We start from the raw sequence: 12,488 nt of genomic DNA on the forward strand, positions 1-12,488 counted from the left end.
GACCCATGGCATTCGACGGCCGCCTGCTTTCCGGTGTCAGCACGCTTGCCGCGGTGGTCGAAAGCGGCAGCTTCGTCAGGGCAGCCGATGCGCTTGGCCTTTCAGCCTCCGGCGTCAGCCGCGCCATAGCGAGGCTGGAGGCGCGTGTCGGCGTGCGCCTGCTCGACCGCACCACCCGCTCGGTACGGCTGACGGACGAAGGCGCCCGTTTCTACGAACAGGTCGCTCCGCATCTCGATGGGATAGAGGAGGCCGCGACGCTTGCATCAGGTGCGTCTCTGACCGTGCGCGGCCGGCTGCGCGTCGATGTCGATCCGATCTTTTCCCGCATGGTGCTGGCGCCGCATCTGAAGCGGTTCATGACCCGCTATCCGGCGCTGGAACTCGAATTGATAACCCGCGACCTGATGAGTGATCTCGTCGCCGACGGCATTGATATCGCCATCCGCTTCGGCCAGCAGCCGAACTCGTCGCGCATCGCCCGCAAGCTGATGGAAACCCGCGTCCTCACGGTCGCCACACCTGCCTATCTCGCCGAGCATGGCACGCCGAGGACACCTGCCGAGATCGCCAGCCACTCCTGCATCCAGTTCCGCGATCCGCTGACGGGCCAGACTTTCGAATGGGAACTGCACAGGGGCAAGAAGATCGTGCCGCTCGACGCTCGTGGATCGCTTCTGATGAGCGACCCCGGTACCATGCTCGATGCCTGCCTTGCCGGCGCCGGCATCGCCCAGGTGCTTGCCCTTAGCGTCAAGGACCTGCTTGCCGACGGACGCCTTGTAGAGCTCTATCCGGACTGGCCGAGCGAAACTTTCCCCCTCTACGCTGTCCACCCTTCCCGGCATCATGTACCGGCCAAGGTCAACGCCTTCATCGAGTTCTGCCTGGAACTTATCCGCGACTAAATGCCGATCTTCGAAAGTTGGTGACAACCTTTCGGCCCTTGTTCCAGACCGGCCTGAACGTAGGCTATGAAATTTCACAACTGGAAACACCGCCGAGGAAAGCCATGAAGGGTTTCGCCACCAGCCTCACTGCCTCCCGCCTGGAGGAAATGCTGGCCTTCTATATGACACCGACGGCCGGTAGCCCTAACGAAGCCGACGACGGCGGTGAGGAAAGCGGAGCAGTGTCCACCAAGACGGCAGATCACACTGCCGAGCGCATGGCGCCTCTCGCCGCACTGACGGAGAACTAAGCGCTTACTTTACCACCAGCACCGGGATACCTGCCTCGGAAAGGACCTCGGACGTCTGGCTGCCGAGCATGAGCCGCGAGATCCCGCGGCGGCCATGCGAGGAAATAACGATCAGGCCGCAGCCCCGCTCTGCTGCCGTTTCCAAAATGGCGACTGCCGGCGAAAGATGCACCTTGCTGACGAAGTCGGCGACGACACCGGCGCTCTTCGCTTTTTCCCCGATGATCTTTTCCAGATCCTCGATCTCCTTCCGGCGGCCCTCATTATAGCTGTCCATCGCCTCAGCCTGCACGATCCCTTGCAGCGCAAAACCGGTCAGCGGCACGATGACGCTGATAACGGTCACGGGAAGGTTGAGCGCCTTGGCAAGCGCAAGACCATGATCGACACCCCGACCGGCAAGTTCCGAACCGTCGGTGGGCAGCAATATGCGATTGTACATGGGAGATCCGTTCTGCTGGCTGAATTCAAATAAGAAGGGAATTCACCAGTGATCGTAATCCCGCGCCTTGACGCAGGTCAACATCAGGCGAAGCTGACACCCCTCTTCAGTTCCAGAGGAAATCTTCGCTTTCAATACGGGAGGCAAGCTTGAGCGTGCCGTCAGGCTGAACGACATAACGTTCGAACTGCCGAACGCCAAATTTGCCGAGGAAAGTATGCTTCACCACCGTGCCGGGCTTATAGGGCGAATGGATAACCTTGCCGCCATAGGTCAGGCTGCCTGGGATAGGCTGGTCTTCCGTCGTCGTGCTGCAGCCAGCAGCGAGAAGAAGAATTGCGACAACAGCATATTTCATCACGCACCCCCGATGACGAAGCGTCTTCCGGCAAAATTATATCGCCTGCGCGACAGGCGCGCACTGATAGTTTTGATTTCGGGGACAAGTGGTAGCGGAGGAGGGATTTGAACCCCCGACACAAGGATTATGATTCCTCTGCTCTGACCTACTGAGCTACTCCGCCACTGGTCAAACGATACCGTTCGCGAAGCGCTTCCGGTCCGTGGGATGTGCGGCTTATAAGGTGCGCTTCCGCTTTGTGTCAAGCATATGATGGAGAAAAACGGTGGGCTTTCCGAAGTGACGTTTTCGCTGTTTCAGGCCATCGCGTAGTTGGAAAGCAGCGCCTTCAGCGAGGCTTCTGCGTCAGGCTCGCGCTCGGAACGTTCGATGAAGCCGCCGCCGAAGACGCGGGCGTCATCGCCGGGTGCCGAATAGAGCGCGCAGGCCTGGCCTGGCGCAATGCCTGCCTCGCCGACCGTCAGGTCGACATAGACGCCACTTGCATCGATGTGCAGCACGGCAGGCGCCGGCGCGCGGGTGGAGCGCACCTTGGCGTAGCAGGCAAAGCCTTCGCCTGACGCCGCGACCTGAAGTGTCTCGTCACCCAGCCAGTTGACGTCGCGTAGATAGACGCGATGCGTTTCCAGCGCTTCCTTCGGACCGACGATGACGCGGCGCGAGCGGGCGTCGAGAAAGACGACATAGAGCGGCTCGCCGGTGGCAATGCCGATGCCGCGGCGCTGGCCGATCGTGTAATGCAGGATACCCTCGTGCTGGCCGAGGATGCGACCGTCGAGATGAACGATATCACCGGCCAAAGCCGAATTCGGCTTCAGCTTGGTGATGATGTCGGAATACTTGCCCTGCGGCACAAAACAGATGTCCTGGCTGTCGGCCTTCTTGGCGACAACAAGGCCCATCTCTTCGGCCAGTCGGCGGGTTTCCGACTTTGGCAGACCGCCGAGCGGGAAGCGCAGATAGTCGATCTGCTCCTGCGTCGTGGCGAAGAGGAAATAACTCTGGTCGCGGTCGGCATCAGCAGGGCGATAAAGCGCGCGGCGGCCAGGATTGCAGGAGGACGGGTTCGGACGCGAGCGAATATAATGGCCGGTCGCCAGCGCATCGGCGCCGAGTTCCTTGGCTGTCGCCAGAAGATCGGCGAACTTGACCGTCTGGTTGCAGGCAACGCAGGGGATCGGCGTCTCGCCGGCTACATAGCTCTCGGCAAAGGGATTGATGACGGTTTCGCGGAACCGCTTCTCGTAGTCGAGCACGTAATGCGGAATACCGAGCGTCTCGCAGACACGGCGTGCGTCGTCGATATCCTGGCCCGCGCAGCAGGAGCCGGCGCGGTGGACCGCAGCGCCATGATCGTAAAGCTGCAGCGTGATGCCAAGCACATCATATCCCTGGCGTTTGAGAAGCCCGGCCACGACGGAGCTGTCAACGCCGCCAGACATGGCGACGACGACACGGGTGTCTTCCGGCTTCTTGTCAAAATCCAGTGTGTTCACGGAGTACTGCCAAATTCTGTGCTGTTCGATCCGCCTTTTCTCACGTCGGAATGTGGCGGATTTCCTGTGTTCCGGCGGGATCGGCCGCCAGCTTGCATGGGTGACGGATATAGAAACTATTGCGTCTCCGCGCAAGGGCCCGTTTCCGGCAGCGTCATGCGCGGGTCACGCATTGCAGCTATTCGCAATCGACCTTTGATAGGCCGTATTTCATCACGTAGATGAAATGACCCACCTCTTAAAAGATTCGGATAAATGACCGCCGCCTCCACCACGCTTCGTGGCGTCCTTGTCGCATTTGCGGCCTACGCCGTCTTTGCCTTCAGCGATGCGTCCATCAAGGCCCTGCACGGCACGGTTCCTTCCTTCCAGGTCGCCTTTACGGGTGCGATCCTCAGCCTGGCAGCCCTGCCCTTCATCAAGGGGCCAGGCGATTCATGGCTGGACATTTTCAGGACGACGAACCGGCCGCTCTGGCTGGTGCGCTTTGCCGCCGGTGCAACCGGCGCAATCGCCTCCATCATCACCTTCACCAAGCTGCCGATGGCAGAAGCCTTCTGCCTGCTCTTCCTGCTGCCCTCCTTCGTCACCATCCTCTCGGTGATCTTCCTGAAGGAAGACGTGCGCTGGCAGCGCTGGGCCGCCGTCATCGTCGGCTTCCTGGGGGTGCTCGTGGTTCTCAGGCCGGGTTTCCGCGAACTGTCCGTCGGCCATCTGGCTGCGACTATTGGAGCGATCGCGGCAGCCATTGCCATCGTCATCCTGCGCAAGCTCGGCCCGGCCGAAAAGCGCCTCTCGCTTTATGGCGCCTCGCTGCTCGGCACGCTCATCGTCAGCGGCCTGCTCATGCTGTCGCAAGTGGTCGTGCCAACGCCGCAGCAATGGTTGTTTCTCGCAAGCTACGGCCTGCTTGGTGCCGCCGGCAACGTCATGCTGATGACGGCAGCCCGCCTCGCCCCGGCAACGCTGGTCGCGACACCGCAATATAGCCAGATGATCTGGGCAATCGCCTTCGGTTATTTGTTCTTCAACGACAGCGTCGACCTGCCTATGGCTCTCGGCATCGTGCTCATCATCTGCTCAGGCCTCCTGACGCTGATCCGCGAACGCAAGCGCCAGGTGCCTCTGCCCGCAGCCGTCGCCTCCGGTGATGCGCAATCCCAGATCGCTACGACGCCGGTGGAAGGCGAAGCAGAAGCGCCGATGCGGTAGATCTATTCTGCCGCCTCGCGCCGGTCTCGAGCGGGTGGCTCGCTCATCACTGCCCGCATGCGCGGCAAGGATGCCGGATATTCGCGCTGGATGAAATCGATCAGCTTCTCGCGAACCTCGCAGCGCAGATCAAAGGTGCGGCCGGAATTCGATGCCGATACGATAATGCGGATTTCCATCACCGCTTCGCGGAAATCGGTCACCGCGATATTGACCACATGGCGATCCCAGAGCTTCGAGCCCTGCGCGATCTCCTCGACCTTCTTTCGGATGGCGGCGACGGGCACGCTGTAATCGAGATAAATCATGACAGTGCCGATCAGCGCCGAGCTTTCGCGCGTCCAATTCTGGAACGGGTTCTCGATGAAGTAGCTGAGCGGCAGGATCATCCGCCGCCAATCCCACAATTGCACGACAACGTAGGTCGAGGTGATCTCTTCCACCCTGCCCCACTCGCCTTCTACCAGCAGCGCATCGTCGATGCGGATCGGCTGCGTGATGGCGAGCTGAATGCCGGCAAACAGGTTTTTCAGCACAGGCTGGAGCGCGAGACCGACGACGATACCCGCCACACCGGCGGAGGCGAGCAGGCTGACACCATATTGCCGGACCGCATCGAAAGTCATCATGCAGGCCGATATCGCCACGACGACGATCAGCAGATCGGCGACGCGCTCCATGATACGCGTCTGGGTCACGTGCTTGCGTGCCAGAAGATTATCCTCGGCATCGAGCTTGAAGCGCCTGAGATAGACCGTCATCCAGATATGTTTGACGATCCTGGCCATCCAGGCGACGAGCACGATGAAGAAAATGAGCAGGATGTGACGAACGGTTGCCGACTGCATGTCCGTCAGCGGCGCGACCGTCGCCCCAAAGGAAAGGCCGGCCACCAGCATTGCAAGCCGCACGACACGCTTCAGGCGCGAGACGAGCGAACGCCAGAAAAGATCCTTGCTTTCAACCAGCCGCGTCAGCAGGCGGAAGAGAATGCGATGCGCAAAAAGCGTAACTGAGGTGACCGCGGCGAAGATGATGGCGCTTGCAAGCCAGGCCGGCAGCCAGACGCCTTCTGCGCGGATATCGTCCAGAAACTCCGTCATGCGGGCACAGTTAGGGTGCAACGCAGCATGGAAAAGGGAAAGGCATCAAAAAAGGCGCAGCCGGAGCTGCGCCTTTAAGAAAAGGATGGGTGATATCGGCTCAGGTGCCGATCAGTTTGTTGCAGGCAAGTGCGATGCCCGGATTGGCGATGATGGCAGTCACGAGCGCCAGACCGATCATCGAAAGCGTGTAGCGTTTCATGTGCATCCTCCTTTTTCAGCCCCGCCGAGAGTATGCAATGCTGACTGGCATTCTCAAAATAACGAATGATTGAGGCAGTTGTGTAAGCGCCAAGCGATCAACTCTCCAGGCTCGGATCGACAAAGAGCGAACCATTATAGGCGCCGCAACTCGTGCGGATGGCGACGACGACCCAAATTGCGGCAAGGGTTGCGATCAGAACCTCCCCGAACCCTGTCAGCGCCGGCAACGGAAAGATACCGGCAAGCCGCAGCGTCGCGACGGCATAGACGCCGATCGGGAAGGTGTAACCCCACCAGCCGAGATTGAAGGGCAAGCCCTGCCGCAGGTGGTTGATGGTGATGGCGACCGCCAGACCAAGCCACCAGAGGCCATAGCCCCACAGCAGGACAGCACCAAGCAAAGCCGTACCCGAAATCGCTGGAGCCAACGCACCAAGGCCGCCGGCTGCAAGAGCTTGCCCGCTATTGGTGGAAAACAGAGCAAGGCCGAGTGCGCCGGTGCCAACGGGACCGAGGGCAAGGAAGCTCGTCGCTGCCATGCTGGCGTGCGGCAGCTTGTGCAGAGCCAGGCGCAGGAAGAGGATGACGAGAATGCCGAGCGCCAGCGGCACTGAGCAGGACCAGAGCACGAAGCTCGCAAAAAGCACCGGAAGCTGCGCGCCTTCGGCAAGATGCGGCACCAATAATCCGCCGCTTGCAGCTGCGACCTCAGAGGCAACGATCGGCAGCAGCCAGACGGCGCTCATATGCTCGATTGCATGATGCTGCCGTGTGAACATGACCAGTGGAATGGCAAGACCCGCCAGAACAGCCAGCGCTGCATCCAACCACCACAGCTCCGCCGCGATAGAGACGCTTGCCTCACCTAAAAGGCCCGGTCCGAAGATCAAGAAACCGTTGACGATGGTCGCAAGGCCCATCGGAATGCAGCCGAAGAACATCGAAACGACGGGATGGTCGAATGCCCTGAGTGCAGCACCGGGATACAGCAGCCACTTTCCGGCATAGATGCAGGTCAACGTTGCAAACAGGCCGATATTCGCGAGCCACAGCATCTCGCCTGCTGCGTGGACTGTCGGCAAATCCGGAAACTGACCGAAGCAGACGGCAAGGATGCCGGTCCCCATTGTCGTCGCAAACCAGTTCGGCGTGAAGTGGCGCAGGACATGCGTCCGCAAGCGAACAGTCGGGACAGAAGGAGATAGATGCAGCGCGGTCATGGCGAATTCCTTTCGTTGACCGCTTTCATACCGGCATCAAATAATCGCTTCCAACGATTTATCTTTATCATTTCGTTCGATAAAATCGAATGATTAATGGAGGCGACATGACACTGGAGCAGCTGAGAATATTCGTAGAGGTGGCAGCGCGTCAGCACATCACGAAGGCGGCAGCTCACCTGAACATGACCCAGTCGGCCGTCAGCGCCGCAATCACCGCATTGGAGACACGACACGGCGTCACCCTCTTCGACCGGGTTGGCCGTTCGATCGTGCTGAACCGGACCGGCCAGTTATTCCTGAAGGAAGCACAGGCCGTACTGACCAGCGCAAAGGCGGCGGAGGCCGCCCTGATGGACCTCTCCGGCCTCATGCATGGAGTGCTCACGATCATGGCGAGCCAGACGATCGGCGGCTATTGGCTGTCGCCGCGACTTGCCGCGTTCCGCCGAAATTATCCCGGCATCGAACTGGTAATCCGCATCGGCAACACTGCTGAAGTGTCTGACGCCGTTGCCAATGGCGAGGTGGAAGTGGGCCTCATCGAGTGGCCGAGCGACAGGCGCGGCGTTTCGGCAAGGCAGGTCGCCTTGGACGAGATGATCGTCGTCGTTGCTCCCAACCACCCATGGGCTGACGGCAAATCACGCGCCCCGACCGATTTTTCTCAGACGCAATGGGTCCTGCGCGAACAGGGGTCCGGCACCCGCCTCGCCTTCGAAAGCCTTCTGCAAAGGGCGGGCCTCGATATCGATGCGCTTGATGTGGCGATGGTGCTGCCGGAAAACGAGCCGCTCGTCGGCGTCGTCGAAGCTGGTATTGGCGCGACGCTGATGTCGCGGAGCGTGGTTTCCATGAAGCTGCGCAACGGTCTTCTCACCGAAGTGAATGTGCCGCCCCTGCCCCGTCCTTTCTTCTTGCTGCGCCATGAGGAGCGCTATCGCAGCAAGGCGGCCGACGCTTTCGATGCGATGATCTCAGGCTGATGCCTTCTTGAGTTGGCGTCCGTAGATCAGTGCCTCGGCCTCATGCTGCGGCATGGGTCTGCCGAGAAGATAGCCCTGCACCTCGCCAAACCCTTCGGCCCGCAGTTGCTGCAACTGCTCCTCGGTCTCGATACCTTCGGCGAGCGTAACCGCATTGAAGCCAGAGCCGATGCCGGCCACGGCCCGCACGATGGCCAGATTGCCGGGATCGGTCTCGATGCCGGACACGAAGCTGCGGTCGAGCTTGATCTTGTCGAAGGTGAAGGCGCGCAGATAGCTGAGCGACGAATAGCCCGTGCCGAAATCGTCGATCGCGATGCGCACACCGAGTTCCTTCAACGCCCGAAGCAGCGGCAGGCTCTGCGCCACATCGGCCAGGAAGACGGATTCAGTTATTTCGATTTCCAGCCGTTCGGGACGCAGACCCGCCTCATCAAGCGCGCCAACAACGCTGGAAAGCAGGCTTGTATGGCGGAACTGGCTGACGGAAAGATTGACCGCGATCTTCAGATGGCCCGGCCAGGAAGCCGCCGTACGGCAGGCCTCCCGCAGCACCCAGTCGCCGATCGGAATAATTAGCCCCGTCTCCTCCGCCAGCGGAATGAAATCCATCGGCGGCACAAGACCACGCACCGGATGCCGCCAGCGGATCAGTGCTTCGAAGCCGCCGATTCCATCATCCTCGAGCTGGACGATGGGCTGATAGTAAAGCTCGAACTGCCCGTGTTCCAGCGCACTACGCAGTTCGCCGGTCAGATGATGGCGACGCTCGGCCTCGAGCCGCATCGCAGGCTCATAGAAACGATAGGTCGAGCGGCCGCTTTCCTTGGCGCCATAGAGCGCAAGATCGGCATGGCGCATCAGCACATCAGCTTCGCCGGCATCGACAGGTGCCAGCGCAATGCCGATGCTGCAGGTGACATGCTCCCGCGTGCCGTCGAGATCAAAAGCCCTGGCAAGCGACTTGAGTAGCAGATCGGCAAAACGCTCTGCCCGGTCGGGCTCGACAAGCTGCAGCACGACCGCGAATTCATCGCCACCGAGACGCGCCACGAGATCGTTCTCATTGGCAAGCGCCAGCAAACGCTCCGCCACTTGGCAGAGAAGCGCATCGCCGGCGGCATGGCCCTTGCTGTCATTGATCGTCTTGAAGTGGTCGACGTCGATGTAGAGCAACGCTACCGGCTTTTCGATAGAAGCGGTAATGGCCTGCTTACGGATATGCTTGGAGAACGCGGCGCGGTTCGGCAAGCGCGTCAGCGAGTCATGCATGGCAAGATGCGCAAGCTTCGCCTCCACTGCGCGCTCTTCTGTCACGTCGTGAGAGATGCCCAGCAGATAGCGTGGCTTTTTCCCCTCAGGCGCCGGCAGGGCACGCTTGACTGTGCGAAGAATGCGCTTGCCACCGTCTGCCCGCTCCATCGTCTCCTCAAAGCTGATCGTCGCACCGGCGGTGAACGCCTCGTGATCCTGTTCGCGAAAGATAGCGGTCTGCTCAAAGGGGAAGAAATCCCGGTCCGCTCTTCCAACCACGTCGCCGTTGTGAAAGCCCATGATCTCGCCGCACGCCTCGTTCAGCAGGATGTAGCGGCCATCCTCTTCCATATCCTTCACGAAGACGCCGACAGGCAGGTTGTCGACGATGCTGTCCAGCAGCGAACGTGTATCGGTGATCTGGCGCTGCGCGGCATTCACCTCGGTACGGTCCTGCACGATCGCCAGGATCGCAGCCCTTCCTTCGAAGCGCACTTCCCGGCCGTAGGTCAGAACCTCGATGGCCTCGCCATTGGCCTTCAGATGCGTCCAGCGCTCGGCCTTCTCCATATCGGTGCGGTCATGAACGGCGCTGAGCATCCGCTCGCGCTCGGCAGCTGGGCGGATATCGAGCACGGTCATGCCCTGATAGTCCTCTGCGCTGTAGCCATAGAGCATGAGCGCCGCATCATTGACGATCAGGAAGCGGAGCGTATCCGGATCGTAGACCCACATTGGAGAGGGATGCGTCGTAAACAGCGAACGGAAATCATCAACAAGAGCTTCGGACTGCCCGGATATCGTCTGAAACGAGGCCATTGAGAAATTCACGCAAAATTGGAACCAATATTGAAAGTGGTATAGCCGAGAAAGCTAAATAAAATCACAATCATAAGAGGCCTAAACTTTGAGCGCACGCCCTTAAAATAAGCAGTGAAAGTTTCTCGAACCAGCCATTTCGCGGCCCAGTTGAAAATTTCAGTGGCCGGCCAAGCCAAGGGCTCGGCCACGTGGCTGATTGTCGGGCGGAACCAAATCATTTCCAAAGAGTTATCTTCGATTGAAAATACAACCCATCGGCAGGGAGGCGATGATGGGCACACCCGCAATAACAGATCATGATAAGATCCGGAAATGGATCGAAGCACGCGGCGGCCATCCCGCCCGGATGAAAAGCGGCCTGGTCGGCGTTGATTTCAGCAGGCAGGAAAGCTCTGTCGAGAACATTTCCTGGGACGAATTCTTCAGGGTTTTCGACGCGAGCAGAGACACTTTCCTGCATCACGACACCAACGCCACCCGCCACTGATCACAGGTTACTAACGACATGCACTGAACCATGTAAAAAACCGGCCCAGAGACCGGGCCGGTTTTTCATGTCTTTCCTTGGGAGGAAAACTCAGTCGACGTTGAAGGCCAGTAGCTTTGCCTGGCGGATCGCAGCATTGGCCGTCAGTTTGCCTAGAACGACGTCGTCAACCGCGGCGTCAACATAGAGCAGAGCAATAGCATCGCCCCCCTGTTTGTCGCGGCCGAGCTGGAAGTTGGCGATATTGACGCCGGCAGCACCAAGCGTCGTGCCGATGAAGCCGATCATGCCGGGAACGTCGGTATTGGCGATGTAGATCATGTGGCTGCCGACATCGGCGTCGAGGTTGATGCCCTTGATCTGGATGAAGCGCGGCTTGCCGTCGGAGAAGACCGTGCCGGCAATCGAGCGCGTCATGGATTCAGTGGTCACCGTCAGCTTGATGTAGCCGTCGAAGACGCCCGACTTGTCGCGCTTGACCTCGGAAAGGATAACACCCTTTTCCTTGATCATGATCGGTGCCGAAACCATGTTGACGTCGGCCACCTGCGAACGGATCAGACCGGCGAGAACCGCAGACGTCAGTGCGCGGGTGTTCATGTTGACCGTGACGCCATCATAAAGGATTTCGATTTCCTTGATCGGCTCTTCCGTGACCTGACCGACGAAGGCGCCGAGAACATCGGCAAGCTTGATGAACGGCTTCAAGATCGGCGCTTCTTCAGCGGTAATCGACGGCATGTTGATGGCGTTCGAAACCGCACCCTTGACGAGGTAGTCCGCCATCTGCTCGGCAACCTGCAGAGCGACGTTTTCCTGCGCTTCGGTGGTCGAGGCGCCGAGATGCGGCGTGCAGACGACGTTCGGCAGCCCAAAGAGCGGGCTTTCCTTGGCGGGTTCGACTTCGAAGACGTCAAAGGCGGCACCGGCGACATGGCCGGACTTGATGGCATCGGCAAGGGCTGCCTCATCGACGAGACCGCCGCGGGCGCAGTTGATGATGCGAACGCCGGGCTTGGTCTTGGCAAGCGCTTCCTTGTTCAGGATGCCGCGCGTCCTGTCGGTCATGGGCACATGCAGCGTGATGAAATCGGCCTGGGCGAGCAGTTCGTCGAGCTCGACCTTGGTGACGCCCATCTCCTCGGCGCGCTCCTTGGACAGGAACGGGTCATAGGCAATGACATGCATTTTCAGGCCAATGGCGCGCGCACAGACGATGGAGCCGATGTTGCCGGCGCCGATGACACCGAGCGTCTTGCCGGTGATTTCGACACCCATGAACTTCGACTTCTCCCACTTGCCGGCCTGCGTGGAGGTATCGGCAGCCGGAAGCTGGCGGGCAACCGCAAACATCAGGGCGATCGCATGTTCAGCCGTCGTGATCGAGTTGCCGAAGGGCGTGTTCATGACGATGATACCGCGGCGCGATGCGGCCGGGATATCGACATTGTCGACGCCGATACCGGCACGGCCGACGACCTTGAGGTTCTTGGCCGCTTCGATGATCTTCTCCGTCACCTTCGTGGCGGAACGGATGGCGAGACCATCATAGTTGCCGATGACTTCGAACAGCTTGTCCTTGTCCTTGCCGAGCTGCGGCTGGAAATCGACTTCGACGCCGCGATCGCGAAAAATCTGGACGGCGGTTTCCGACAGTTCGTCGGATACGAGAACGCGAGGTGCCATGAGGGCCTCCTTCT

At 60.0% G+C, this 12,488-nt stretch carries 12 protein-coding genes and 1 tRNA gene; 5 read left to right on the plus strand and 8 right to left on the minus strand.

Annotation, left to right across the window (positions count from 1 at the left end; translation table 11 throughout):
* Positions 1-5: 5 nt before the first annotated feature.
* Positions 6-908 (plus strand): LysR family transcriptional regulator, encoded by a 903-nt coding sequence (locus AB8B33_RS18540; protein ID WP_439016464.1) that lies wholly within the window; start codon positions 6-8, stop codon positions 906-908.
* 104 nt (positions 909-1,012) lie between these two features.
* Positions 1,013-1,201 (plus strand): hypothetical protein, encoded by a 189-nt coding sequence (locus AB8B33_RS18545; RefSeq protein WP_439016465.1) that lies wholly within the window; start codon positions 1,013-1,015, stop codon positions 1,199-1,201.
* Positions 1,202-1,205: 4 nt separating this feature from the next.
* On the opposite strand, the gene AB8B33_RS18550 is transcribed toward AB8B33_RS18545, so the two are convergent.
* The 4 genes from AB8B33_RS18550 to mnmA all read right to left on the minus strand — a co-directional run bounded on the left by AB8B33_RS18550 (position 1,206) and on the right by mnmA (position 3,500).
* Positions 1,206-1,643, minus strand: a complete 438-nt coding sequence (locus AB8B33_RS18550) for a universal stress protein (protein ID WP_113323778.1) — start codon at positions 1,641-1,643, stop codon at positions 1,206-1,208.
* A gap of 106 nt (positions 1,644-1,749) precedes the next feature.
* A complete protein-coding gene (locus AB8B33_RS18555) occupies positions 1,750-2,001 on the minus strand; it encodes a hypothetical protein (protein WP_007827016.1) in 252 nt (83 codons plus the stop codon).
* Between the two features lie 89 nt (positions 2,002-2,090).
* A tRNA-Met gene (locus AB8B33_RS18560) sits at positions 2,091-2,167 on the minus strand.
* Between the two features lie 133 nt (positions 2,168-2,300).
* Positions 2,301-3,500 carry a tRNA 2-thiouridine(34) synthase MnmA gene (mnmA, locus tag AB8B33_RS18565; RefSeq protein WP_037103912.1) on the minus strand — a complete coding sequence of 400 codons (1,200 nt, stop codon included), beginning with the start codon at positions 3,498-3,500 and terminating at the stop codon, positions 2,301-2,303.
* 255 nt (positions 3,501-3,755) lie between these two features.
* Here mnmA and AB8B33_RS18570 point away from each other — a divergent pair, with 255 nt between their 5' ends.
* A complete protein-coding gene (locus AB8B33_RS18570; RefSeq protein ID WP_113323779.1) occupies positions 3,756-4,712 on the plus strand; it encodes a DMT family transporter in 957 nt (318 codons plus the stop codon).
* 2 nt (positions 4,713-4,714) lie between these two features.
* Here AB8B33_RS18570 and AB8B33_RS18575 read toward each other — a convergent pair whose 3' ends face one another.
* On the minus strand, positions 4,715-5,815 hold the full coding sequence (locus tag AB8B33_RS18575) for a mechanosensitive ion channel family protein (RefSeq protein WP_439016466.1): 1,101 nt from the start codon (positions 5,813-5,815) through the stop codon (positions 4,715-4,717).
* Positions 5,816-6,114: 299 nt separating this feature from the next.
* Positions 6,115-7,239, minus strand: coding sequence for a TDT family transporter (locus AB8B33_RS18580; protein WP_113323781.1), 1,125 nt, complete (start codon positions 7,237-7,239; stop codon positions 6,115-6,117).
* A 107-nt stretch (positions 7,240-7,346) separates the two neighbouring features.
* Between AB8B33_RS18580 and AB8B33_RS18585 the strand changes: the two genes are divergently transcribed.
* Positions 7,347-8,225, plus strand: a complete 879-nt coding sequence (locus AB8B33_RS18585; protein WP_439016467.1) for a LysR substrate-binding domain-containing protein — start codon at positions 7,347-7,349, stop codon at positions 8,223-8,225.
* On the opposite strand, the gene AB8B33_RS18590 is transcribed toward AB8B33_RS18585, so the two are convergent.
* Positions 8,217-10,298 (minus strand): putative bifunctional diguanylate cyclase/phosphodiesterase, encoded by a 2,082-nt coding sequence (locus tag AB8B33_RS18590; RefSeq protein ID WP_439016468.1) that lies wholly within the window; start codon positions 10,296-10,298, stop codon positions 8,217-8,219. The genes AB8B33_RS18585 and AB8B33_RS18590 overlap by 9 nt on opposite strands.
* A 271-nt stretch (positions 10,299-10,569) precedes the next feature.
* On the opposite strand from AB8B33_RS18590, the gene AB8B33_RS18595 reads away from it, so the two are divergent.
* Positions 10,570-10,788: a hypothetical protein gene (locus AB8B33_RS18595; RefSeq protein WP_439017275.1), complete on the plus strand. Its 219-nt coding sequence runs from the start codon at positions 10,570-10,572 to the stop codon at positions 10,786-10,788.
* Between the two features lie 90 nt (positions 10,789-10,878).
* On the opposite strand, the gene serA is transcribed toward AB8B33_RS18595, so the two are convergent.
* Entirely contained in the window at positions 10,879-12,474 is a 1,596-nt protein-coding gene (gene serA / locus AB8B33_RS18600; RefSeq protein ID WP_439016469.1) for a phosphoglycerate dehydrogenase, read from the minus strand.
* Positions 12,475-12,488 lie beyond the last annotated feature (14 nt).

The organism is Rhizobium sp. 768_B6_N1_8 (genome assembly GCF_051811225.1).
GTDB lineage: Bacteria > Pseudomonadota > Alphaproteobacteria > Rhizobiales > Rhizobiaceae > Rhizobium.

Coding starts and splice junctions, on each gene's coding strand:
- AB8B33_RS18575 (WP_439016466.1), bottom strand. CDS start 5,815: ATGACGGAGTTTCTGGACGATATCCGCGCAGAAGGCGTCTGGCTGCCG.
- AB8B33_RS18545 (WP_439016465.1), top strand. CDS start 1,013: ATGAAGGGTTTCGCCACCAGCCTCACTGCCTCCCGCCTGGAGGAAATG.
- AB8B33_RS18555 (WP_007827016.1), bottom strand. CDS start 2,001: ATGAAATATGCTGTTGTCGCAATTCTTCTTCTCGCTGCTGGCTGCAGC.
- AB8B33_RS18550 (WP_113323778.1), bottom strand. CDS start 1,643: ATGTACAATCGCATATTGCTGCCCACCGACGGTTCGGAACTTGCCGGT.
- AB8B33_RS18595 (WP_439017275.1), top strand. CDS start 10,570: ATGATGGGCACACCCGCAATAACAGATCATGATAAGATCCGGAAATGG.
- AB8B33_RS18590 (WP_439016468.1), bottom strand. CDS start 10,298: ATGGCCTCGTTTCAGACGATATCCGGGCAGTCCGAAGCTCTTGTTGAT.
- AB8B33_RS18540 (WP_439016464.1), top strand. CDS start 6: ATGGCATTCGACGGCCGCCTGCTTTCCGGTGTCAGCACGCTTGCCGCG.
- AB8B33_RS18585 (WP_439016467.1), top strand. CDS start 7,347: ATGACACTGGAGCAGCTGAGAATATTCGTAGAGGTGGCAGCGCGTCAG.
- AB8B33_RS18580 (WP_113323781.1), bottom strand. CDS start 7,239: ATGACCGCGCTGCATCTATCTCCTTCTGTCCCGACTGTTCGCTTGCGG.
- serA (WP_439016469.1), bottom strand. CDS start 12,474: ATGGCACCTCGCGTTCTCGTATCCGACGAACTGTCGGAAACCGCCGTC.
- AB8B33_RS18570 (WP_113323779.1), top strand. CDS start 3,756: ATGACCGCCGCCTCCACCACGCTTCGTGGCGTCCTTGTCGCATTTGCG.